Annotated in this window: 22 protein-coding genes and 1 riboswitch; of the genes, 9 read left to right on the top strand and 13 right to left on the bottom strand. The window is 38.8% G+C overall.

Going from position 1 to position 24,890, the window contains the following annotated elements:
- The 3 genes from JWQ54_RS28025 (at position 1) to JWQ54_RS28035 (ending at position 3,429) form a co-directional block, all read left to right on the top strand.
- On the top strand, positions 1 to 1,119 hold the full coding sequence (locus tag JWQ54_RS28025; RefSeq protein WP_299591230.1) for a hypothetical protein: 1,119 nt from the start codon (positions 1 to 3) through the stop codon (positions 1,117 to 1,119).
- A 4-nt stretch (positions 1,120 to 1,123) separates the two neighbouring features.
- A complete protein-coding gene (locus JWQ54_RS28030) occupies positions 1,124 to 2,437 on the top strand; it encodes a lipopolysaccharide assembly protein LapB (RefSeq protein ID WP_299591232.1) in 1,314 nt (437 codons plus the stop codon).
- A gap of 197 nt (positions 2,438 to 2,634) precedes the next feature.
- Positions 2,635 to 3,429 (top strand): SDR family NAD(P)-dependent oxidoreductase, encoded by a 795-nt coding sequence (locus JWQ54_RS28035; RefSeq protein WP_299591234.1) that lies wholly within the window; start codon positions 2,635 to 2,637, stop codon positions 3,427 to 3,429.
- Between the two features lie 58 nt (positions 3,430 to 3,487).
- Here the strand turns inward: JWQ54_RS28035 and JWQ54_RS28040 are convergent, their stop codons facing one another.
- Entirely contained in the window at positions 3,488 to 3,685 is a 198-nt protein-coding gene (locus JWQ54_RS28040; RefSeq protein WP_299591236.1) for a hypothetical protein, read from the bottom strand.
- A gap of 270 nt (positions 3,686 to 3,955) precedes the next feature.
- Between JWQ54_RS28040 and JWQ54_RS28045 the strand changes: the two genes are divergently transcribed.
- From JWQ54_RS28045 to JWQ54_RS28055, 3 genes are all read left to right on the top strand, one after another.
- A complete protein-coding gene (locus tag JWQ54_RS28045) occupies positions 3,956 to 4,432 on the top strand; it encodes a GNAT family N-acetyltransferase (protein ID WP_299591238.1) in 477 nt (158 codons plus the stop codon).
- Entirely contained in the window at positions 4,429 to 5,052 is a 624-nt protein-coding gene (locus JWQ54_RS28050) for an RNA-binding domain-containing protein (RefSeq protein ID WP_299591240.1), read from the top strand. The genes JWQ54_RS28045 and JWQ54_RS28050 overlap by 4 nt, the downstream gene beginning before the upstream one ends.
- A gap of 130 nt (positions 5,053 to 5,182) precedes the next feature.
- The gene (locus JWQ54_RS28055; protein WP_299591242.1) at positions 5,183 to 6,559 is read left to right on the top strand and encodes an MATE family efflux transporter; all 1,377 of its coding nucleotides are present in this window, start codon (positions 5,183 to 5,185) and stop codon (positions 6,557 to 6,559) included.
- Positions 6,560 to 6,676: 117 nt separating this feature from the next.
- Here JWQ54_RS28055 and JWQ54_RS28060 read toward each other — a convergent pair whose 3' ends face one another.
- The 5 genes from JWQ54_RS28060 to JWQ54_RS28080 all read right to left on the bottom strand — a co-directional run bounded on the left by JWQ54_RS28060 (position 6,677) and on the right by JWQ54_RS28080 (position 10,788).
- Positions 6,677 to 7,585 carry a histone deacetylase gene (locus JWQ54_RS28060; protein ID WP_299591244.1) on the bottom strand — a complete coding sequence of 303 codons (909 nt, stop codon included), beginning with the start codon at positions 7,583 to 7,585 and terminating at the stop codon, positions 6,677 to 6,679.
- A gap of 115 nt (positions 7,586 to 7,700) precedes the next feature.
- On the bottom strand, positions 7,701 to 8,978 hold the full coding sequence (gene kynU, locus JWQ54_RS28065; protein WP_299591246.1) for a kynureninase: 1,278 nt from the start codon (positions 8,976 to 8,978) through the stop codon (positions 7,701 to 7,703).
- A gap of 87 nt (positions 8,979 to 9,065) precedes the next feature.
- Complete coding sequence (locus JWQ54_RS28070) at positions 9,066 to 9,668, bottom strand: DNA-3-methyladenine glycosylase (RefSeq protein WP_299591247.1); 603 nt, start codon at positions 9,666 to 9,668, stop codon at positions 9,066 to 9,068.
- Entirely contained in the window at positions 9,665 to 10,312 is a 648-nt protein-coding gene (locus JWQ54_RS28075; protein WP_299591248.1) for an alpha/beta hydrolase, read from the bottom strand. Before JWQ54_RS28075 ends, JWQ54_RS28070 begins: the two co-directional genes overlap by 4 nt.
- Positions 10,309 to 10,788 (bottom strand): GAF domain-containing protein, encoded by a 480-nt coding sequence (locus tag JWQ54_RS28080; RefSeq protein WP_299591249.1) that lies wholly within the window; start codon positions 10,786 to 10,788, stop codon positions 10,309 to 10,311. The genes JWQ54_RS28075 and JWQ54_RS28080 overlap by 4 nt, the downstream gene beginning before the upstream one ends.
- Before the next feature lie 120 nt (positions 10,789 to 10,908).
- On the opposite strand from JWQ54_RS28080, the gene JWQ54_RS28085 reads away from it, so the two are divergent.
- Positions 10,909 to 11,157 carry a hypothetical protein gene (locus JWQ54_RS28085; RefSeq protein ID WP_299591250.1) on the top strand — a complete coding sequence of 83 codons (249 nt, stop codon included), beginning with the start codon at positions 10,909 to 10,911 and terminating at the stop codon, positions 11,155 to 11,157.
- Positions 11,158 to 11,388: 231 nt separating this feature from the next.
- On the opposite strand, the gene JWQ54_RS28090 is transcribed toward JWQ54_RS28085, so the two are convergent.
- From JWQ54_RS28090 to JWQ54_RS28120, 7 genes are all read right to left on the bottom strand, one after another.
- Positions 11,389 to 12,105, bottom strand: coding sequence for a diphthine--ammonia ligase (locus JWQ54_RS28090; RefSeq protein ID WP_299591251.1), 717 nt, complete (start codon positions 12,103 to 12,105; stop codon positions 11,389 to 11,391).
- Between the two features lie 157 nt (positions 12,106 to 12,262).
- Positions 12,263 to 13,900 (bottom strand): RagB/SusD family nutrient uptake outer membrane protein, encoded by a 1,638-nt coding sequence (locus JWQ54_RS28095; RefSeq protein WP_299591253.1) that lies wholly within the window; start codon positions 13,898 to 13,900, stop codon positions 12,263 to 12,265.
- Positions 13,901 to 13,921: 21 nt separating this feature from the next.
- The gene (locus JWQ54_RS28100) at positions 13,922 to 17,155 is read right to left on the bottom strand and encodes a SusC/RagA family TonB-linked outer membrane protein (RefSeq protein WP_299591255.1); all 3,234 of its coding nucleotides are present in this window, start codon (positions 17,153 to 17,155) and stop codon (positions 13,922 to 13,924) included.
- Positions 17,156 to 17,764: 609 nt separating this feature from the next.
- Positions 17,765 to 18,448 (bottom strand): NAD-dependent deacylase, encoded by a 684-nt coding sequence (locus JWQ54_RS28105; protein ID WP_299591257.1) that lies wholly within the window; start codon positions 18,446 to 18,448, stop codon positions 17,765 to 17,767.
- 185 nt (positions 18,449 to 18,633) lie between these two features.
- A complete protein-coding gene (locus JWQ54_RS28110; RefSeq protein ID WP_299591259.1) occupies positions 18,634 to 19,206 on the bottom strand; it encodes a DUF6580 family putative transport protein in 573 nt (190 codons plus the stop codon).
- Between the two features lie 62 nt (positions 19,207 to 19,268).
- Positions 19,269 to 20,330, bottom strand: coding sequence for a YncE family protein (locus JWQ54_RS28115; protein ID WP_299591260.1), 1,062 nt, complete (start codon positions 20,328 to 20,330; stop codon positions 19,269 to 19,271).
- A 6-nt stretch (positions 20,331 to 20,336) separates the two neighbouring features.
- Complete coding sequence (locus tag JWQ54_RS28120; protein WP_299591261.1) at positions 20,337 to 22,364, bottom strand: TonB-dependent receptor; 2,028 nt, start codon at positions 22,362 to 22,364, stop codon at positions 20,337 to 20,339.
- A 96-nt stretch (positions 22,365 to 22,460) separates the two neighbouring features.
- Positions 22,461 to 22,664, bottom strand: a riboswitch (cobalamin riboswitch).
- Positions 22,665 to 22,710: 46 nt separating this feature from the next.
- Here JWQ54_RS28120 and JWQ54_RS28125 point away from each other — a divergent pair.
- A complete protein-coding gene (locus JWQ54_RS28125; protein WP_299591262.1) occupies positions 22,711 to 23,955 on the top strand; it encodes a serine hydrolase in 1,245 nt (414 codons plus the stop codon).
- Positions 23,956 to 24,166: 211 nt separating this feature from the next.
- Positions 24,167 to 24,877, top strand: a complete 711-nt coding sequence (locus JWQ54_RS28130; protein WP_299591263.1) for an SRPBCC family protein — start codon at positions 24,167 to 24,169, stop codon at positions 24,875 to 24,877.
- The last annotated feature ends 13 nt before the right edge of the window (positions 24,878 to 24,890 follow it).

Genomic DNA, 24,890 nt, shown 5'->3' on the forward strand with positions numbered 1-24,890 from the left:
ATGATTTGCCGTAAAATTATATTACCGCTTTTAATTTTATCCTTTAGTACTTCTGTTGCTTTTTGCCAAACAGAAGTACTTAAAGGTGTTGTGAACAGCCTGGCCTTTTATAAACAAAAAAAGGACCTGAAATATTTAGCAAATGCTAAAAAATCTGTAGATAGCCTAATCATAACACGGGCCGATTCAGTGGACGCGGAAAAAACTGTTTACCGTATTGTTGTTTATTCAAGCATATTATATATCGATTCGCTGAACAAGCTTAACCAGCCTGCTAATTTTTTTGCACAAACTACAGACATGGTTAATAATCTGTCATCAAAAAGAAAAGCATACAAATACCAGGCAGAAATAGATTATTCAAAAAGATGCCTGGCAAATGTTTATATACGCAAAGCTTTTTTGTATGTAAATAAGTCTGATTTTGGCAATGCTTTACAGCTATTTCAAAGCGCACAAAAATATGCCCCTTCGTTTAAGCAGCTTAATGCCTATATTGCTTACTCAAATAACAAGCTGGGTAATATGCAAATTGCTGCAAAATACTATACAGATTTAGTTAATGCCGATAGCACCAAAGCTGAATATGTGCAGGCCGCATCAAATAATTACAAATTATTGGGCGATACAGCAAGTGCACTTAATGTTATAAAGAAAGGCCGTAAGCTATTACCTAATGATAAAACACTATTGCTTGATGAGGCAAACATTTACAGCAACCGGAAAGATTACCGTTCATTAGCTCCATTATTGCCAGCCTTACTTGACCTTAATTCAAATAACGCAGATATTGCATTTGTGGCAGCTGTATGTTACGACCATTTGAATCAGCATGATAAAGCGGAATCACTTTATTTAAGATCGATAGATTTAAACAGTTCATTATATGATCCTATCTTTAACCTTGGGTTATTATATTTAAAAGAAAGTGTTACAAAGCAGGAGAAGGGCAATAATCCGGATAATACCCGTGCAGCACAATGGCTTGAAAAGGCAAACGAAATATCACCAAATAATGCTGATTGCCTGCACGTGTTACAGCTAGCTTATACACAAGCAGGAAATCAAGATCAAATTAACAGGATAAATAATAAATTAAAACAGTTAACCAATCAATAATACCATGAAAATCAAACTTTTGATGACATGCCTTTTAGGCTTAGCTTCTGCAGCTACCTTTGCACAAAAAGGAGAACTAAATAATGCGCAAAGCGAATATGATACTTATGCATCATTACGGGGCCAAAAGGTAGCAGCACTTGCAACCAAAGCTGCTGCCAGCATTCAAAATGCTAAAACATCCATTGATAAAGCTTCAACAAATGAAAAAACGGCTAATAACCCGTTAACCTATGCCTTAAAAGGTGCAATTTATTCTTCATTAGCGGTTGATGACAGTGTAGCCACGACATCGGCCCCATTATTTGCAACAGCAGATGAAGCCGTTAAAAAGGCCAAAGAACTGGATACAAAAGGTGATAATAAAAAACTAATAGATGCTGCAAATATTAATTTAGCCCAGTATAAATTGACAGCAGGAGTAAAGGATTATCAAAATAAAAAATACGAAGACGCTTATAAAGAATTTGATTATTACCGTACCGCTTTACCTGAAGATACTAATGCAATATATTACACAGCTCTATCTGCAGCAAATGCCGGAGAGAAAGACCCTAAATATTATCCATTAGCTATTACAAACTATAACAAGCTGTTAACTACCAAGTACTCAGGCAATGCAAGGGTATACCTGGATATGACGAGCATATATCTGCTTGCAAAAGATACTGCTAACGCATTAAAAGTAGCAGGTGAAGGCGTTGCTAAATATCCAACATATTCAGAACTGCGCAAAAGAGAAATCGAGATGGCTTTACAGAGCGGTAAACAAAGTGAAGTTGTAGGAAAAATTCAAAGTGCGATAACTAACGATCCTAAAAATAAGGATCTGGAATATTACCTTGGCTTAACTTATTCACAGGTTGGTGATGCTGCAAACGCAAGGGCTGATAAAGCTAAAGACGATGCAACAAAAAATAAGGAACATACTACGGCGCTGGATAATTATGCAAAGGCTACTGACGCGTATAAAAAGGCGCTGGAGATTGATCCGGATTATTTTGAGGCTAACATGAATTTGGGTTACGTATTAATGCGCCCGGCACTTGATATCTTTAATGCTGCTAATAAATTACCATCCACTAAACAAAAAGAATATGATGCCGCAATTGCAAAATCAAATGCACAACTTGATCTGGCGAAACCTTATTTGCAAAAAGCCGTAGATCTTAAAGCGACATCAGTTGATGCTTTAACAAATTTAAGGAATTACTACAGGGCAAAAATTGACCCGGCACATGCAGCAGAAAATAAAGCTAAAGCTGCTGAGCTAAAACAAAAAATAGATGCCCTGGGCACAAGCGGGGGGGGCAAATAACACCGTATTAATAAAAGGGGATCAGTTTGGTTCCCTTTTATTATTCAATTGCTACTTAACATAATATTAATTATGAGAAAATAGTATTCTTTTTAAAGCCATTCAATGTCAGCTTCATTCCATCTTTTAACGAATACCCGTCTAAAACAAAAAAACATCATTAAACTTGTTTTAGTAAAACACAACAAATCAAAATCATGGATCTTAAAATAAAAAATAAAATAGCATTGGTTACCGGCTCAACTGCTGGTATTGGATATGCAATTGCAAAAGCGTTGGCAAATGAAGGCGCCGGGGTATTTGTAAACGGCCGCACCAATGAACGGGTTAGTTTGGCCGTAGAAAATTTAAAGAAAGAAACCGGCAATACAAATATTAAAGGGATAGCTGCTGATTTTTCAGACAAACAACAAGTTGATCAATTGATAGCCGATCTTCCGCAGGTTGATATATTGATTAATAACGTGGGTATTTTTGAGCCTAAAGAATTTAGTGCCATCTCCGATGAAGATTGGTTTAAATTTTATGAAGTAAATGTTTTGAGCGGGGTTCGTTTATCAAGAGCTTATTTTGATAAGATGCTTGAGAAAAACTGGGGCCGTATTATATTTATTTCAAGTGAGTCGGCTTTACAGATCCCTGAAGAAATGATCCATTACGGAATGACAAAAACTGCTCAAATAGCTGTAGCGCGAGGACTTGCAGAGCTTACAAAAGGTACGGGCGTAACTGTAAATGCTGTATTGCCCGGCCCCACATGGTCTGAAGGTGCCGGTACTTTTGTAAAAGACCTGGCAGCACAAAAAAGCCTTACAATTGAAGAAATGGAAAAGGAATTTTTTAAAACGGCAAGGCCCACTTCAATTCTTCAGCGCTTTATTGATCCGGATGAAATAGCCAGCCTGGTTGCATATATAGCAAGCGACCTATCTATAGCAACTAATGGCGCAGCAATCAGAGCCGACGGTGGCCTGGTAAAAAGCCCATTTTAATTATAGGCTTTAAACAAAACGCCCGGATATTAATCCGGACGTTTTGCTGTAAACACATCTAGTGATGTGTTGTATCCTTTTTCATCGTATCCTTTTTCGTTGTGTCCGGTGCTGCAGGTGGCGGTGGTGGTGTCACTTTTGTGGTATCTTTCTTTGTGGTATCACTGGTACTCGCACTTTTTGATGAACCGCAGCCTGCTGCTATTGAGCCGATCATTGCTGCGATCAGCGCAAAGTTTAAAATTTGCTTTTTCATAGATTTTATATATTTAATAATTTATCAATACAAGCCATAACATCAAAACTTTCGTCATTGTTTGCGTTATTTTCTTTAATAATTAAATATAATCAGTCGACTTATTTTCAACGTTAGTTTAATTCTTAAATTGTTGATTAGAGAAATTGAAAATTGTATCACACTGGTTGCTTTTACAAGGAATTTTCAGATATTTAGCCACAAGGGAAACAACATTTATTTATTTTTCAACTCCCCTACCCGCTTTACATCAAAATCCCAGCCAAAATAATGCATATAATAATGAATGAGGATGTTTTCCTTAAAAATGGTTTTCATATTTCAACCGATCAAAGCTTGCTTGATTTTGGAATGATATTTAATTACCTGGATAAAGAATCGTACTGGGCGCAGGGTATCCCTGTTGAAACCCTTAAAAAGGCTATTGCCGGCTCTCTTTGCTTTGGCGTTTACTATCAAAATAAACAGGTCGGATTTGCACGGGTAATAACCGATAAAGCTACATTTGCTTACCTTTGCGATGTATTTGTACTGGCAGATCACCGGCGTTTAGGGTTATCAAAATGGCTGATGCAAACCATTGTTAAACACCCGGAGCTGCAAGGTTTAAGGCGTTGGTCGCTGGCAACGACAGATGCGCAAGGCTTATATAGCCAATTTGGCTTTAAGCAGATTACCAGGCCTGAAAGATGGATGGAAATATTTACACCTTATCAATCGCTAAAAAAAGAGAAGGAAGAAAAATGAATTTGAAAAGGCTGATTTTTGAGGGTGAAGGTGTTAAACTCGACTTTAAAAAAACAATTACCAGTTGCGAGAAGATAGCCCGTACCATGGTTTCGTACGCTAATAATAAAGGCGGCAAGCTATTAATAGGCGTGGCTGATGATGGTACTATTAAGGGGGTAAAATCGGAAGACGAGGAACGTTACATGATAACAAAAGCCGCTCATTTTTATGCCCGCCCGGCGCTTGAGCCCATTTTTGAAGAGGTTTATATTGACGATAAATTAGTGCTGGTAGTTGACATCGAAGAAAGCGTTACAAAACCGCATTATGCGCTTGCAGAGGATGGAAAATGGTGGGTTTATGTAAGGGTGAAAGATAAGAGTGTGCTAGCCAGCAAAATTGTTGTTGATGTACTGAAGCGATCGTCAGGCGATGAAGGGGTTTTAATTGAATATTCAAACAATGAAAAGGCACTGCTTGAATATTTAGAAAAAACCGATAGGATCACTATAAAAGAATGCTGCGACCTGCTGAAAATTGGCCGGAAAAAAGCACAAAAATTACTGGTAGATCTGATCCTTTCAGGTATTATCAGGATAAATACTACGGAAAAGGAAGAGTTTTACACGGCGGCGTAGTAGAGATTAGAGACCAGAGGTTAGAGATTAGGGGGATTCTTTTCCGTTTTTTTTTTTTCTCTTCCCGACTTTCGGACTTTACTGACTTTCGGACTCCTTAATCTCTAATCTCCAATTCACTAACCTCTACATGACCATTTACCAAAAATATAAAAATCATTATCGCGATAACCTGCACCTGGCTATCCCGGTTGTAATATCGCAGGTTGGCCATACATTGGTTCAAACTTCGGATAGTATTATTGTAGGGCATTTTGCAGGCACAGTTAGTTTGGCTGCAGTTTCATTAGCCAATAGCATTTTTGTTATTGTGCTTGTTATCGGGATCGGGATCTCATACGGATCCACACCATTGATCGCGCAGCTTAACGGAAAAAAGGATTTTGAAGAATGCGGCAAGCTGCTTTCAAATAGCTTGTTTTTAAACGTGCTGACAGGCATCATACTTTTTGCACTTATAGCTTTAGCATCAACGTTACTTTTAGACCATCTCGATCAAACAGCAGAAGTTGTTCGTCAGGCAAGGCCGTTTTTAACGTTATTGGGGTTGTCGATCATCCCCATGTTAATATTCAATACTTTTAAACAGTTTGCTGAAGGCCTGGGTTTTACCAAACAGGCTATGCTGATTTCTATATGGGGAAACCTGTTAAATATTATCATAGGGATAATTTTTGTAAAGGGTCTTTTTGGTATTGCCCCCATGGGGATTAAAGGAGTTGGATACAGTACTTTAATTGACCGTTGTGTAATGGCTATTGTAATGGGCGTTTATGTTTTCAGATCAGAACGTTTTAAAAAGTATTTAAAGAGTTTTATACTAACAAGGATCAATTGGTCACGCAGCTTGCAAATTTTAAAGATTGGCGCACCGGTAGCTTTGCAATATACTTTTGAGATCAGTGCTTTTAGCGGGGCTGCTATTTTAATAGGAACTATCGGGTACCACGAACAGGCAGCACACCAGGTGGCCATCAACCTGGCATCAATAACTTATATGATGTCAAGCGGACTGTCTGCAGCCGCAGCAATAAAATCCGGGAACTATTTTGGTGCCAAAGATCACCATAACCTAAGGCAGTCTGCCATCTCGAGTTATCACATAGTTTTGATATTCATGTTTGTAACCGCATGCCTTTTTACAATTGGAAACAATCTGTTGCCATGGATGTATACTTCAGATGGTATAGTTATAGGCATTGCAGCACAATTACTTATAATAGCAGCATTGTTCCAGTTGTTTGACGGAACACAGGTTGTGGGCTTGGGTATATTGCGCGGTATGGGTGATGTGAACATCCCGACCATAATTACATTTTTGGCCTATTGGGTTGTGGGTTTGCCTTTGGGTTATTTGCTAGGAATCCCACTACATTTAGGTGTTAAAGGGATTTGGTACGGCTTAACCCTGGGTTTAATGACTTCGGCTATTCTTTTGTTTTTCCGCTTCCAGTTCATCAGCAAAAAGCACCGGGATAAAACAGTTATTATTGTAGCGCAGGACTAAAACATTTTGCTGCCTCTATGATCTTTATGGCTACTTTGCGAACTCTGTGGTTCATTTTTAACACAGAGTTCACTATGAAATAACGCTGAGAGACACAGAGTATTATTAGAAGGGTATTCAAAAATACAATTCATTTGCCACCCGGTAAGTGTTGCAATGCGTTTCAACAATATCTTTAATATTGGGCGAGTATCCCCCTCCCATGCTTACCTGTACCGGGGTCTTATTATTGACACATTGCTCTAAGACAAACCGGTCGCGTTCTTTACATGCCGATTTGCTCAATGTCATTTTACCCAGTTTGTCTGATGCCAACACATCGACACCGGACAAGTAAAATATAAAGTCCGGCTGTTGCTGCTCTATAAGCCGGGGCAAAGTTTCCTTAAGCAGACCAAGGTATTCTTCATCACCTGTACCATCAGGTAACGGCAGATCTAAGTCTGATATTTCTTTCCGGAATGGGAAATTGTTAGCGCCATGCATGGAGAATGTAAACACACTTGGGTTGTTTTCAAAGATCTGCGCGGTGCCGTTCCCCTGGTGCACATCTAAATCTATCATTAAGATAGATGATGCTAATCTATTATTTAACAAATAATTAGCTGCAATAGCCTGGTCATTCAACAAACAAAAACCTTCGCCCCAATTTGTTCCGGCATGATGTGTACCACCGGCAACATTAAAGGCAACGCCGAATTCCTTTGCATAATTACAACCGTCAACTGTTCCTTTAGCAATCCGGATCTCGCGCTCAATTAATTTTGCAGATAACGGAAAGCCTGTGCGTCTTTGTTCGCGTGGCGGCAAGGTTAGATCACGCAATTGCTCCCAGTATATTTTGTCATGAGTCAATAAGATCACTTCTTCTTCCAGCATACCGGGCGAGAATAAATTATCCTCAGTGATCAGCCCTTCATGTAATAATTGTGCCGGGATCAATTCATACTTCAGCATCGGGAAACGATGGTCTTCCGGCAGTGGATGAGCATATATCGGATTGTAAGCTATTTTGAGGTTAGTCATTGGTCATTGAGTCATTAGTCATTGTGGAACGTTTGTATGAATGGGAATCAAAAAGGAAGCATCTGCTTTCACAACCTTTTCAACTCTACAATATTTACAACCAATACAATCAATTTTAATCCACGGAAGCTCTAAGTATCCGCCCAACCTCGAAAACCTGCTTAAAACTATTATAAAGCGGCACAGGCGCCAACCTGATAACGTTTGGTTCGCGCCAATCGCCGATAACGCCATTATCAGTTAAATAATTAAAGATCGCTTTGGCGTTTTGTTTGCAGACAATGGATAGCTGACTGCCTCGGTCCTGTTTATTTTTCGGTGTGATGATCTTAAATAGCTCATCATTTTTTTTCTCGTTGATCTCATTGATCAAAAACTCCAGATAAGCTGTCAGCTGCTCACTTTTTGCTCTCAGCGGGATTATGCCGCCCGCTAGCTCAAAAATATCAAGAGCGGCCTTATGTAAAGCCAGGAGCATGATTGGGCTGGTACTTAACTGCCAGCCGGCAGCACCCTGCTCGGGCTTAAAATCAGGGGGCATTAAAAAGCGTTCGTCTTCCCGATAACCCCACCAACCTTCAAAACGGCTTAATGTTTTATCACTGAAATGTTTCTCATTTACGAATATTCCGCTGATGCCACCTGGACCGGAGTTCATGTATTTGTACGAGCACCAGCAGGCAAAATCAACATCCCAGTCGTGCAGGTTTAGGACGACATTCCCGGCCGCATGAGCCAGGTCAAACCCGGCATAAGCCCCGGCTTTGTGGGCTGCTTTGGTTATTGCCTCCAAATCAAAGAACTGACCTGTATAATAATTTATCCCGCCAAAAAGCACTAAAGCCAAGTCATCCGCATGCTTATTTATAGTTTCAACGATGTCTTCTGTTCTTAAAGTAAATTCACCATCACGCGGAAATATTTCAATTATGGCTTTTTCCGGGTCATGTCCATGAAACCTTGCCTGGCTTTTCAAAGCGTATCGATCAGACGGAAAAGCACCGCCTTCCATTATTATTTTAAAACATTTTTGTGTTGGCTTATAGAAACTTACCATCAGTAAGTGAAGGTTTACTGTAAGTGAATTCATGATCGTGATCTCTTCACTTTTAGCACCAACTATGCCAGAAAGCGTACGGGTTAGTTTTTTGTGGTAGCCCAGCCATGGAACATCACCGGCAAAAAAACCTTCGATGGCCAGCTCCTTCCAATTGTTAAAGATCCCGGATACATATTGTTGAGCAGTGGCAGGCTGCAGCCCAAGGGAGTTCCCACAAAAATAGATCGCATCCTTGCCTTTATGTTTTGGTACAAGAAATTTGGACTGAAAACCTTTTAAAGGATCCTGCTCATCAAGCTGCGTGGCGAAGGCTAAAGTATTTTGGTAGGTCATTGGGTAATTCTAAATCGATAAAAAGCAAAAATAGAAAGAGACACAAAAGAGACACAAAGTATTGTGTCTCTACGGGGATAAAATTAATTATTTATTTGGTTTGCTTACGTACGGATTTCCCTTTACATAGAACCGATATGGCAGCAACGCATCTTCGCCGGCATAATCAACACCCACCCTGGGCACTGCGGCAATGCTTTCATCAGCAAAGGTTAATCCTCTGTCTTCTATCCAGATAGTATCGCCCCGCAAGCTGAATGCATTGATGGCTCTTGAAATACCTAAAGCTTTTGCGACAGATCCGGGTCCCATGGTAATTGTTGGTTTTAATACGGGCATATTCCGGCGGCTTTGCATGGCTTCTATTCCCTCGGCAGGATTAATGGCCCTTACCAGGATTGCATGTGGTTGTCCTTCACCTGAAGTTACAATATTGAACATTTCGTGGATCCCATAGCAAAGGTACACGTAAGCAATACCTCCCGGCATGAACATGGTTTTTGTGCGCGGGGTAAGCCTGTTCCCAAAAGCGTGGGATGCTCTGTCGACAACACCGTTATAAGCTTCTGTTTCAACAATATAACCACCAGTAGTTACACCATCAATGAAGGTAAATAAATACTTGCCCAACAGGTCTTTGCTGAGCGCAATGACATCCTGGCTGTTGTAATACGACTCCAGTAATTTCATTTTTTCAGGATTTTTTTCAATATTTTATTTATCTCTTTAGCTTTGTCAAATACCATAATGTGGGTACCTCCTTTTACAATAATCGCATCTTTTACGCGTCTGTAATCAAAAATATGATCCTTGTCGCCGGTGATGATATAAGTATTTGGAGGAACATCTTTATTATCCCAGGCTAATACAGCTTTCATTGCCCATTTTACAAAAGTTGGCGATGAGTTTTTCAGCATATCATTAAATAGCCAGCTATCGGCATCGCTCATTTTTCCAAACACAAACTTTATTAAAAAGCCCATTGAGGTCAATACTCTCCCGGGAATAAGCTTGTAAACCGGCAGTTTGTGAAACATTGAAAAGTACCAGGGAGCTTCGTCGATTGTTTTGATACTTGATATGAGGATAATTTTTTTGAGCGGAAGAATTCTTGCAATTTCAACAGCTATCATGCCACCCAATGAATTGCCGATAACGATTGAATTTGGTGTTATATTGTATTGATAAATAAGCTTTTGTGCATAAGACTTTAAAGTATCAGTTTTATGTGGTTCTATCCAATCCACGCTAATAACTTCATCCTCGTTCAGGTCGATATTGTTGTAGACCCGGGTATCTGCACCCATCCCGGCAATCAGAAATACTTTGCTCATTTAAAGTTTACCAGTTCTACAATCTGTTGAAGATACTGCGCGTCCGTTTCATCAAACTGATCCAACTCGTCACTATCAACATCCAACACTGCAACAACTTTGCCATCATTAAATATGGGTACCACAATTTCAGACCGGGACGCAGAGCTACAGGCAATATGCCCCGGAAACGCATCAACATCCGGAACTATCAAAACTTTTTCCTGTTGCCATGCTGCGCCGCAAACTCCCCTGCCTAAGCCAATGCGCGTACAGGCTACAGGCCCCTGGAATGGCCCCAGCACCAGTTCATCATCTTTAACCAAATAAAACCCAACCCAAAACCATTTGAATTGTTCTTTTAGAGCAGCGCAAACATTTGCCATGTTAGCCACAAGGTCGGGCTCACCCGTTAACAGGGCTTCTATCTGCGGTATCAATGATTGATATTGCTCCGCTTTATTGGTTGATGTTGTTATGTTTAAATCCTCTGCCATACTGCAAAAATAGGGATGCTGTTTTAAAAGTAAATAAGGCCAATCTCATATTTAATCTTTTATTTAGCAAAATAGCAAAGCATTATTAAATTGTCCTTATAAGTTTTAAATTGATTACGCATGAGAATTATCGCCGAATTACCCCACCCCGAATTCAAGATCTCCATCCTGAATATGAACCGAAAGTTTATTGTGAAGATAGAACAGGGTAACCTGGAACAAACCTACAAAGTTGCTGAAGCAGACCTGATGGAAGGCGTGAACAGCGTATTTGAATTACTTGACGAAGAGTTTTTAAAAACCGTTTCAACCCGCTTTACTGAAATGCGGAAGGATTTTAAGAATTCGTACGATCGCTACAACTATTAGTTTATTAAACCTATATAAGAGGTTGAAAAATAGATAGTTAATAACTAATTACTTTCGACTCAAAATTTTATTTCGCAAAATTAGGCTATTTTAACATCTATAGCCGTCGTCAACTTTAATAACATTTTCAAAATTACATATATAAACATCTGAATAATAGTTCTTTATATCAATTAAAAAAGCATAGCCAAATAATATCCTGTGGCCTAAAAGCGCCAAATATATGGGAGGTCAGGCCGGAATTAGGTCGCAATACCAAAAACCGGCGAGTCTTTTGGCTTCATCATGAACGGAGTCATCACCAGTACTTTCAGGCGTTTTGTATGCTTTAAAAACCTTCTCTCCCAATTTATATTTGATCTCATTTTTGAAAATCGGCCCTTTAAATACAAAGGTGTGAAACTCGCCATTCTCACCGCAAACGTCAACATCCCATGGTAGAGATTTTATCAGTTCCGGTGTTATTTCCTTCCCCACTATTCGCTCCAAATGTTCCTGAGTGCAGGCTATTACGGTTCCAAAACCCAAGTCCAAAAATTCATTAATCAGCTCCTTTGTATCTCGTTTCCATAACGGATAAATGCCGGTCATCCCCACTTCGGCCAGGCGTTCATCACGGTACTTTTTCAGATCCTCCAAAAATATATCGCCGAAAATAGAATGGGTTATTCCCTCCTCTTTAAAATACTCCAGGTGTTTACGCATGGTGTTATCATAGGTTTCCATATCAGGCATTTCGGGCAGGCGGATCTGGTACAGGGGAAGACCAATATTTTCAGCCTGTTGAATTAACAGCTCGACACGTACACCATGCATCGAGATCCGGTCGACATCATCATTAATAGTTGTTACTAAATATTTAATATCAAGCCCGGGGTTTTGCAAACAATGATATAAAGCTAATGAGCTGTCTTTGCCACTACTCCAATTGAAAACACATTTTAGCATTTAGTTATAACTTTTATAGAGGAGAAATTTTATCCCAATACAAACTTATTTAAAAAACCATATCGCTTCCAGAATCTGTTATAAATAAAAGTGACCGTGCAATTTTCATACACAGCCACCATAATAAACATTAACTGATAATAATAAGAACGGGGTTTTATTTTTTCGGATTTTTAACAGGTGCACTTCCTGCTCCCGGTGGATTTAATACCACTTCATCAGCAGGGACATCCCAATAATCAAGGAAATTATAGTTGATAGTTGCATGGGTGCTTAATACACCATTAGGTGACAATACAACGGCATTGGTTCTGCCGCCACCTTCTGAAACATCATAGATCACCCCCCATCTCCTGGCATCATAAAACGCTGTTCCTCTAAACAATAAGGCAAGGCGTCTTTCTTTGCGTAACTCTTCAAGTGCCTGGGCTAAATTTAAACCTGTGCCGGAAACTTTTGTAAGCTTTGCGCCCTGGTAAGCCCGTACATTATCAACACTTGCCAAACCAAGATCAATTTGACCTGTATTGATCAGCGCTTCGGCTTTCATCAGCTCGTTTTCTTCATAGGTTCCGCCTATATAAACTTCCTGTTTACCCGGGGTTTTATCAGCGAGCTGAATAGCGCCATTGTTAGGTACAGTGTCAGTTTTCGCATTATACAATTTCCATCTTGTACTGAAAGTAAACCCGCCAACCTGGTTAAAGAATGGTTTAACCTGTAAAAAGTTTTCGGCTAAGCGTTTATCGCCCGGCTTAATATCCTGTACCAACCTTTCGCTTATTGTAAAGCTACTCACAGTTTCGTCACCACAGGTGTTTAAAGCTACCGACCCTCCACCGGGTGAAAACACATAATTGTTTGCTGTTGAGAACCCAGCAAATATGTTATCAGTAGACTGAATACCTGTAGCGGTTAAAGTAAGGATAGTTTGCCAGTTGGCAGCTGTCATAGCAGATGTCCTGGTGTTAACCAGCAGATTGCGCGCCATTAATGTATTTATGCTATGCACAAACATTGCCGGTGTTGGCGCCTGGCCATTACCTACCTGGAAAAATGAAGGGATCAATTTCTTCATTAAAGCAGTATAGACATCTGTGCCGGTTATACCATTTAAAATAGAAACTGCCTGCGCCAGGTTTTTATTTGATTCGGCTATTAAAGCGGCACTGTTAACATAAGTGGCATTTGTAGCGCTTATTTCGTTATTAATAATACCTGCATAATAAACTGAGCCCAACCTTGCGTAAGCATAGCCTTTCCACCAATAAGCCCAGGCTTTATAGGTAGCCTGTTTAGTCGCTGCATCACCAGACAGGGTTACAGTATTTGCCAGAGCCAGAATTTGGTTACAAGCGTTATTTAAGCCATACATGCTCTGCCATTCGTAGTAGAACATGTTAGTACCCTGTTTATCGCGGGAGTTATTGAGTCTTAAATTTGCTATTTGCGGCTGGGTGTTTATTACCTTTGAACCGTCATCCAGTATTGCGTAATCAGGCACATTAACAAGGTTAACATTCTGGTTTGAAGCCTGTGCTGATACATCATCGGCAAGCAATTCATGATAACCATAACACAAGGAGAAAAAGCTATCTCCTAACCATCCGTCACCATTTACAAAGCCATTAATGTATACGCTTCCTGCTGCAAGTGAGGTTAGGCCGGATTCTGTTTTTGCCTGCTCGAGTGTAGGCGAGTTCGGATTTTTTACATCCAATTGCTTTTTGCACGCGGATGTCACAACTATACCAGCCATGATCACCGACATTATAATATATTTATATTTTTTCATTTTTTTTCTGATTAAAGTCAATTAAAATCCAAGATTTAAACCGATCTGGTATGATTTACTGTTAGGCATTGAATCATGGTCCACTCCCCTGTCAAATGGTGAGTTAGATGCGCCAGAACTGATTTCGGGATCAAAACCTGTGTACTTAGTAAAGGTTAAGAGGTTACGACCGGTAAATGTTAAAACCGCTCTTCTGAATATCTTGCTGTTAAGGTATTTGGAGAAATCATAACCAAGGTAAATATTCCTTAATCTTAAGAAAGAAGACCCTTCATAAAAATAATCTTTAGTGCCATTCCTCGCACCGTTTACTCCGCCGATAATGTCTGCATAGGCACTTCTGTAGTAGGCTGTATAGGCTCCTGATGTGCCACCAATATTGACCGCTTTATCGTAATCACCGCTAATACCATCCCTGTACTGCCATTCTTTTGTCTGGTTATAAAGGTGGCTGCCATAAACCCAGTCAAACTGGAAACCGAATGAAAGCGACTTATAAGTAAAATTATTTATAAAAGACGCGTTGAATTTAGGGTTTGGATCGCCAAATGAAGTAGCCTCATTTGCAAATTGAATCCCTTTTGTAGCTATATTAACAACCCGGCCATCAACAATTGTGTACTTACTGTAATCAGCGGGAAGGATATATGGCACACCTGCAGTGTTTGTTTCGTTAAGACTCGTTAATGCTTTATTACCAAAGATCTGGCCAATTTTTTGCCCTGCAGCTAAGGTTAATTGGGTACTTCCGGCAGCTGTAGCGAGTATAATTGGCGGCCCGTTTGTACTGGTTATGGTAGTGGATTGGTTACTGAAATTAGTGGTGAAATTCCAGTTAAAATCCCTTGATCTTAATATACCAACGTTTAACGATGCCTGGAAACCATGTGAAGAAAGGCCGATAGCATTGGTCAGTATTTTATTACCACCTGTTGAGGGGGTGGTATTTATGCTATAAATAACGTTGCTCGCTTTGCGGCTCCAATAGGTGCCGCTGATGTTAATTTCACTAAACCAGTTACCTGAGGCGCCTTTTATAGAAAAATCGGTGCCAATTTCATATTCTTTTGAAACTTCAACCATCAGATTGGGGTTAGACAGCGAAGTTGGCAAATTGAATGTTAACGATGTACCCAAATTTGCGGGGTTTATTGTTGGATACCTGTCAAATGGCATCGGCTGCGTACCGGCTTCTCCAAAACCACCCCTGATCTTAAATTCAGGGATTATAACTCCAATACCTGAGTTTTTCCAAAAATCAAAAGATGAGGGCCTGATATAACCATTTACGTCAGGGAAAGTAAAGGGTTTTGAACCACCGCCAAAAGCTGAAGAATAATCACTTCTGAACCCACCTGCTACACCGCCATAATCACCAAAATCAATTTTCTGGTTTAAAATGAACCCGTAAGTAATAAAAGGAGTAGTATAATCATATGATACGGCTTGTGTAGCTGTTTGATTAAAGTTATAGATAGCATAAACCGGTAGTTCTAACCCATAGCTATTAAATTGCTTATCTACATTTTTCCTGTAATCATAACCTAATAAGGTACTTGTAGTTATAGGTAAGTTAATGTGAAAATCCTTTTCAAAATCGGTTTTAATAATTGCCGAACCGTTAAAGTTTTGGAATACGGTACTACTGGTGTTTTTATCAAGTTCACCTTTAGGGATAGCGGCATAAACGCCATAATATGAGTTAAGATCTATCGCGGTAAGCGTAGCAGCCTGATTTTTGAAAATAGTATTTTGCTCTGTATGCTGATAGTTAAGGCCATATTTGGCATTCAACGTTATAAATTTATTTATCTTATAGTCTGCCTGCAGGCTTTGCAACAGGTCTTCACGATTAGATACCCGGTTTGCCCATTGCGTATAATAGTTAGGATTTGATCCGTTTACGCTCACCGTACCGGAGTTTAATGATAAAGGATAATTTCCATCAGGATTTTTCTGATTAAAATCATAGAAAGGAGATGCATTTAGTACATCAAATATTCCACCTGAGTTACCTATGCCATAGTTGGGGTTCAATGTGTTTTTAGTATAGATGAGCTGTGTTACAGAGCGGATTGTAAAGCCTTTAAATAGTTCAGCCCCTATATTAGCGGTTAGATTTGTCCTGTCATTATAACCATTGTTCTTTATATTACTTTGCTGGTGGTTATTAGAAAGCGTTAAGTTATAATCAGATTTTTCGTTTGCACCAGAAAAGGCTACACTATTGTTACTTGTGTAAGCTGTTTTAAATAGCTGTGCAAGGTGGTCATAATACTTTAAGTTTGTTCCATATTGCTGATGTGCAACGTTTAAAGGATTTGACATAGCCGTGGGATGACCATTTGCCGGATCTCCTCCATAAGCCCACTGGATCCCCAGGTACCTGCCGTCCCGGTCTCGCACGATCGGATTACCACTGGCATCAATAAAAATTCCGTTGGCATCTACTGCAAAGCTGCTCAATTTTGCCTGGTGAACATCCCCCTGATTTATATAATTGCTACCAGAATAACTTGATGAAATGTCTATATGGGCTTTACCTAATTTTCCTTTTTTGGTAAATACCTGTATAACACCGTTTGCACCCTGTGCACCATAAATTGTTGAAGCAGCAGCTCCCTGCACAATTTCAACGTGATCAACAGTAGCCGGATCAAGCTGGCTTAGATCAGTTGTGCGGGATTCAATCCCATCCACTAGTATCATTGGTGAGGTAATGCCCTGAACAGTATTAATACCTCTCAAAATAATATTAGTTTTTGCACCCGGGGTACCGTCAACAGAAGAAATCTGGGCACCGGGAATTTGACCCACCAAACCCTGATCAATAGATGCTTGTGGTGATGATGTTAGGGCTTTACCAGAAACCGATTCAACAGCAATCCCAAGTTTAGCTTTACTGGTAGCCACGCCTGAACCTGTCACAACTACCTCACTGAGTTGCTTAAAATCGTTATTCAGCACAACATTAACAACTCCACTTGCCGGGATAGGTACATCTACCTTTTGGTAACCAATAAAAGTAAATGTTAATGTAGTTGCTTCTAAAGAAACACTTAAAGTGAATTTGCCCTGAACAGAGGTTTGTGTTCCGGTTTTGTAACCTTTTGCTACTACGCTCACCCCGGGCATTGGTAAGCCATCATCTTTTGCAGTAACCGTTCCGCTTACGGTACGGGTTTGCGCATAGGCATAATTGCCGGCTACAAAAAGCAAAAGAAAGAAAATACTGAGAAGTAAATTTTTCTTCATTCTTAAATCATTTAGTTAGTTAATAGTTAATAAGTAATACGGTCACAATTTATCTTGTAACAATTAGATTACAAACAAATGGCGAATTTTTACTTTACTTTTAAAAAACCAAGTGATTAATAAGGTGAAATTATTGATTTTATATAATCTGTATGTATTTTTTGTTACGATTACAATAATTAATGTCAGTACGACCTTTATTTTTTAACTAAAAATGATTTTTAGTTAAAAAAATATTAACAGAATCGCTAAAAAAGTTAAAACAATAAAAATATTGTAAGTTAATTAGGCTATGTTACATTCAAAATATAGTTATCATCAAATAAAATAATCGATATCTAGTTATTATAGCTTAGTGTAAGTTTTTTTAGTAAAATAAATAAATTTATAGTAGAATAAACAACACTAAACACTGAAATTTGTGATAATTGTTTTAATTAAATTATAATTAAAACAAAAATAGAGCTAGTAATTGTAAATTATCGAAAATTTAAATTATTTTAAATTGAATAAACGTGAGTAATTATTAAATTAAGCTACTATAATTATACACTAAGGTATTCCATTATATTTTTTAGAGATAATTATAAGGGAGGATTTATTATGAAGTTATCTTAATAGTTTATCTGCAAGCATTTTCACTCCAATCGTAGCCTTTTCCTCTACTATAATAAAAGAACTCTGCTGGCCGGTTAAAGGAATGTTAGGATCAACAATGTATTTAGGCACATTGTTCGGCACATAATCAATAAGTCCGGCTGCGGGATAAACCGCAAGTGATGAGCCAACAAGAATAAAAACATCCGCTGCTGTACAAATTTTCGCCGCCTTTTCTATCATAGGCACCGCTTCACCAAACCAAACAACATGTGCTCTTAATTGTGAGCCAAACTCACACTTTTCGCCCATCTTTAGTTCCCAGCCATCAATTGGGTAAGTAAGATTTGGTTTTTTGCTGGATTGCGAGCGGGTAATAATGCCATGCAGGTGCAACACATTGGTTGAACCTCCCCGCTCATGCAGATCATCGATGTTTTGGGTGATGATGGTTACCTCATATTTTTCTTCCAGTTTAGCAAGCGCATAATGGGCAGCATTGGGTTGTGCCTCAATCACTGATTTACGGCGCTCATTATAAAACTGTTGCACCATCTCCGGGTTTCGGTGCCAGGCCCCGGGAGTTGCCACATCTTCAATATTATATCCCTCCCATAGTCCGTCGCTGTCCCTAAAGGTTTTCAAACCGCTTTCGGCGCTAATTCCGGCTCCGGTTAGTACTACTATCTTTTTCATTTTTGTTATATCTTCTCTAAATTCTTAAAAACTACCGTGCTCTGTGTATTCTTTATGAACTCCGCTGTAAAAATAACCGTGGGGTTATAGAGAAAACGTAAAGTACCCGGATAATCAATAAATTATTATTTCATAAAAAAAGCGGTCACTTTTACAGAACCGCTTTTTTTATGAGTTATCTTATGTTAAACAGCGAGTTCTCTTTGACTGCGTAAAACGGTGTATTTTCTCTTAGCCAACTCAAAACCACCGAATAATACAGCACAAAATAGCACATCAGCCATCAGCATATTAAGTTCAAATGGTATTGCAGCTGTTAAAGACATGCCATAGCCTGTTAACGAGTGTGGGTACCTGGTTCCATAAAACCATGGCAAGTCACTCACCAGCCAATGCACACAAACAGCGGCTATTGATGATAATCCAACGTTGGCAATAGTTGGCTTTTTAATAAAAGTACCTATAAGAACCATAATTAAAAACGGCAGGTATACCCAAATTGAGCCACTGTAATATAATACCCATTTAGATGTATACAGGTAGTTGATAAATATATCGCTTACAAACAAAGCTAATAACACCGTTAAATAAGCTTTCCATTTGTCAGAAAAATAAGCGCCTCCGAATAAAGCAATTGCGCCCATTGGCGTAAAATTACTTAACGAAGGGAACTCATAGCTTATAAGCCTGAAAACTGAAGCTATTAATATTATCAGTATCAGAACTGCTGTGCGGGTATTTAATTTTTGTGTTGACATAGTTGAAATTGTGAAGTAAAATTACACATAATCTGCATAAATAAAATCATATTTTATTCTTCTTATTTATTTACGAAAGCAATTTTACCGGGATTTATACCAACGGCAATTGAATACTCCAGTTTACCTGTTTTATCAAAAGCATATAAAGTGCCATTTGATGCATAATCTTTTGCATCGGTAACAAATATTTCGCCACTTAATGCATCGGCAGCTAACGCATAAGGCGTAGTGATAGCCGTTCCATCAGTTATAAAATTAGCTTGTGCAGCGGTTTGTGTTTTTGCATTATATACAGCAATCTTATTATCAGCGGTAACATAGTAAACAAAATCACCCTGCGCAACAATTGGTATATTATAACCAAGGGAGGGCGCCATCTGTGATTTTACAGCATCAGTCTTATTATCAATTATAGTGATGCCTGCTTTTACGCTTGCAAAATCGCCTAATGATATAACGTATACATTTCCATATGTATCAGCTGCAAGAGATACAGGATCGGCTGTTACTGTTATTTTTTTTGTTTCACTTAACGAAGTTAAGTCAATCACCGACACTGTTTTATCCGGATTGCCAAAGCTTAAACCGCCAGAATTGGCCACGTACAATTTATCGTTCGAAACCACTAATTGCTCAGGATTACGACCAACTGTAATATATTTACTTATGGCTAAGGTTGTAGTATCCATTACTGCTACGTTACCATCGTACGAAGTAATGAATGCATTTCCTTTATAAAAAGCTACACTTCGGCATTGGTGCACACTATCCTGCTTAATAAGTTTACCCGTTTTGGCGTTGACAACATCTACCCTATTTGAGTTGTTAACGATGATGTACATCTTAGATCCGTAAATTTCAATATCATTGCCCGTGTCACCTATTTTACTGCCGCCATTAGCACTGCTGAGAAGATCGGCGGTAAGCTGTTTGGTTGTATAGTCGTAATAAGTAAGTGTACTGTTATTACTTCCAAAACCGCCCTGGTTTAACACATACAAACCAGCCCTGGTTGCAGTAGGATTATCAGTTTTAGGGATAATTTTGTCTTTATGACACGATGCCAATACCATTACGAACGTTATGGCAATAAGTAAATGGCTAAGTTTAATTTGTTTCATGATTATTTATATAATTATTTGAATTGAAAGTCTGAATGAGCGACCTGGCATCGGATAGCTTTGTACAACAAAATAGTTTTTATCAAAAAGGTTATTCACCTCAATTGACGCACGCAAAGGTTTATTCTTTAATACAGTGTGATAAACAAAAGAGGCCTCACTTATAGCGTATCCGGGGATATAATCATCCGGGAGATTATTATTGGTGTAATATCTTGATGACGAAATAATCTGGTTAAAATATAACCCGATATGGCCATGATCAATACCTGTGTTAAAAGCTATTGTATTTTTTGGGGTATATGGTAATTGATTAAGATATATAGTTGATGTTGGATCAGTAATATTAAGTGCCTGCAGGTAGCTATAATTTAATGACAGTGATCCCTTATATCCGCTGATACTTTTAGTTTGTGTTTTTAAACTAACGTCAATCCCCTTTATATCAACCTTACCAAAGTTCTGGATAGAACCATTGTAAGCATCTTTAGGGATAAATACAATTTTATTGGTTACATGATTATAATAGGCATCAGCGGTTAATGCTATATAATCAATAAAACCATTTAGGGCTTTGCTGTAGGTAGCGCCCAAATCAAATTGGTTTGTAAATTCCGGTTTTAAGTTAGGATTGCCTATTCCGCCATAATACAAATCATCAAATGTTGGATTCCGGAATATGTATTTATAAAAGGCCCTTAACTGAAACCCTGAATTTTCAAATGGCTTAAAAGCAGCTGATAAAGTCGGCGAAAAATTATGCCGTGCCGGGGCTGCCCGGCCAGCTTTAACCGTTTCGGTAATATTTGTATTCAATAAGCTCCCTTCTAATTGAAATTTCCCAAGGGTTAAGTTTGATGCCAATACATTTAATATTGTTAACCTAGTTGGATGAGGAAATAATGGATAAGGATAATTGAACAGAACGTTCAGATCATTAACAGCTACATCTGCAGAATAGGAAACTTCCCAGTTAGTTGCGAAATGATAAGCTAAAGCAGCAGATTGATAAATCTCACGTTGTGTAAAGCGTTGATCTAACTTATGTTCTTCATTTAAAAAATCTGGATTAAGGTAGCGATGATAATTCTGGGATAACTTGGTATTCAAAAATAAATGAACCCCGCTGGCCCAGATCCGTTCATAACCGGTCTGCATAAAAAAGTCCCGGTTCCATAAGCGCTCTTTTGAAGGATTTGCATTATAAAGTATTACAGCGCCGGGCAAACCCCTGTCGGAGTCATAGTAGTTTATATGCAGATTAAATTTATTACTATCATTTTTTGTCCAGTACAAAGCACCATCAACCTGCTTGGCAGAAATGTCGGAATTGAGACGATTACGTGTAGAATCCGATCCATTTCCGCTGTTTTGATATTTATATCGCCCGTTTGCATTTTCAAAATAGCTATTTACAATAAATGACCAATTGTCATTAATCCGCTGCTGCCATTGTAAATACGGTTCTATCAACCCAAATGATCCTGCTTTTATTCCGGCAGTAACCTGGTAAGGTTTATTTGCTGTAAGCGCTGGTTTAATAGTTCTGATGGAAAGGATACTCGCTGCTGTGAAGGATCTTGCCGGCATACAAATGGTTGCAGGCTGGCCATTAAACAAAGTAATATCCTGGACATTATTTAAATTAAGCTTACTTAAATCAACCTGCCCGTTTTCGGCATCATTCAGCAATACTCCATCATATAAAACTGCTGTGTGGTTAGCTCCCAAACCCCTTACTGATACCGTTTTTAAACCGCCTATCCCGCCATAATCTTTAATATTTACACCTGAAAAATTTCTTATAGCACCGGCAACATCAAAAGCGCTGTATTGCTCAAAAGCATTTGCTGAAATTTGTTGCATCGGCGTCATACTTTGTACCTGGGGTATTGGCGCGGTCTTTATCTTAACCTCATTTAACTTTTTAGCAGTATCGGTCTGAGCATTTACAGAAAAAGGCAAAACAAAGCATAGGAATAATCCTGGTAAAAAAGATAAAATACTTTTTAAGTAGTGCTCAATTCCTTGCATGTATTGCGGGTTAAACCCACGGCTACAGAATACAAATTTGAAATAGAAACCACAGAAGAAGAGTTTCACATTCAAGCTTCAATCCCCGAAAGCCGTGAATAATATTTATGCCTTGGCAGGTCTTCTGACTTACTCCCCTATTGCCCGGTCTTCCCGTCCATATTTTACCTGGACAGTGACCAATTGATTGAACAACGGTTATGGAGCTTACAGCTGCGGGACAGTTACGGAATTACACCGTATTCCCTTTTAATTTCTTATGGCATTACCCTTAAGAAAACCTAAAGCGGTGTAAAAGTATGATAAGAATTTATAAACAACAACTTTCATTTGTATATTTATGCTGATGAAACTTTATTACACATTCCTGCTATCATTCATGCTATTAACTGCTTCAGCCCAACAACCGGATACTATTTTTCTGAAAACCATATTGAAAGTGCACCCGGAACTATTTAGCGGTGTTATGAATCATCCCACACATAATGAGGTGCAGATCCTCTATACGCAGATTAATAGGGATAAAAACAATGTGCCTCACTTTACCTCTTACAGTTACCAGCTTAATGCCAATCATTATTTTTACCCGGCAAGCACGGTTAAACTACCTACGGCCATATTTGCACTGGAAAAATTGCATGAATTGAATATTCCTGGTTTAACCATGAGATCGGTTATGAAAACTGACAGCTCATTTGACGGTGAAACAAAAATGGCTGAAGATACCTCATCAGCCGATGGCTTGCCAAGTATTGAGAATTATATAAAGAATATCCTTTTAGTAAGTGATAACTATGCCTATAACAGGCTATATGAATTTGTTGGCCGGGCGGAGATCAACAACAAATTAAAAAAGTATGGCTTAAATAACACCCGCATTATTGGCCGTTTGTCTGTTTATGATGGCGGCGAAAACGCTAAACATACCAATGCCATCGATTTTTATAATGATGATAAGCTCATCTATCACCAGCCTGCACAATATGACATAAAAGACTACCCAATGCACCTGGATAACATGGTACAAGGCAAAGGCTACCTCGACAAAAATGATAAACTGATAATGAAGCCTTTTGATTTCAGCGAAAAGAATGTTTATACCATTGCTGATATGCAATCGGTATTAAAACGGTTACTATTCCCCGATTCCTTTCCAAAAGAACAACAATTCAATTTGAAACCGGAGGAATACAAATTCATCTACCATTACATGAGCATGTTTCCCGGCGAAAGTGTAAAGCCAACCTATAATCGTCCCGACTATTACCCTGCCTATTGTAAATTTCTTTTTTATGGCGGCGATAGTACAGCAGTTATTAACCCGGATATCAGGATCTTTAACAAGGTAGGCGACTCATACGGCTATAATATTGACAATGCCTACATAGTTGATTTCAAGCACAATGTGGAATTCATTTTAACCGCCGTAGTGCAATCAAACGAAGATGAGATCTATAATGATAACAAATATGAGTATACCACTGTATGCCTCCCTTTCATGAAAAATCTGGGCCAGGTGATCTATCAATATGAATTAAATAGACCCAAAAAACATTTGCCTGATTTGTCCGCGTTTAAGTTTAGCTATTAGTTGATTGAGATGACTAAGTTGGATTAGGTTGATTAAGTTGAAGATTGTCTTGTACTGAAATAGGTTTACTAAATTAGCGCAATCACCAAATCAGCCTAGAACCAGCGGTCCAAAATCGGTGTAATCATCTTCTAATCGGTGAAATCATAATAATCAAAACTAATCAGGGGTATGGTTTGTTGAATTGGAGTATCTATTTAAACAATACTATATGTCAACTGCATTATTACAGCGGATTCCGGATGATAATAACGGCTCTGCGAACATAAATTTGAATTGGCCCGAACGTTATATATCAATAGCTGCAGGTGTAAAGCTGAGCTTTTCGGGCATCAGGAATATATTTAAAAGTCCTTTCACCAGTATTCTAAAGCTTGGTGCCGGTGGCTACCTGGTAAACCGGGGCATCAGCGGGCATTGTGAACTTTACTCGCAGGCCGGTAAAATCAACACTTCCCCGGTAAATATTAATATCAGGTCTTCTTTGACTGTTAACAGATCCCGAACCGAGGTTTATGATTTTTGGCGAAAGCTGGATAACCTTCCTTTGTTTATGAAACACCTGGAAAGTGTGAATGTAATTAATGAAAAGCGCTCACATTGGGTTTTAAAACTACCTACAGGAGTAGCTAATGTAAGCTGGGATGCTGAAATTGTTCATGATGATCCGGGTTATATGATCGGCTGGAGCTCTCTCCCCGATTCAATTATTGATAATGCGGGTAAGATTCGTTTCCGCGATTCGGAAAATGGCGGCACCCAAATTGATGTTGTTATAAGCTATCAACCCCCTGCTGGCGGATTTGGCGCAAGCGTTGCTCATGTTTTAAACCCAGTATTTAAAAAGCTGGTTGACGATGATGTGCAGAACTTTAAACAATACATGGATATCCCTGAAGAAGAAGGCATTATAACATTGTAACCCTCTTATCTAT

This window comes from Mucilaginibacter sp. (assembly GCF_028288225.1).
In the GTDB taxonomy this organism is placed as follows: Bacteria; Bacteroidota; Bacteroidia; order Sphingobacteriales; family Sphingobacteriaceae; genus Mucilaginibacter.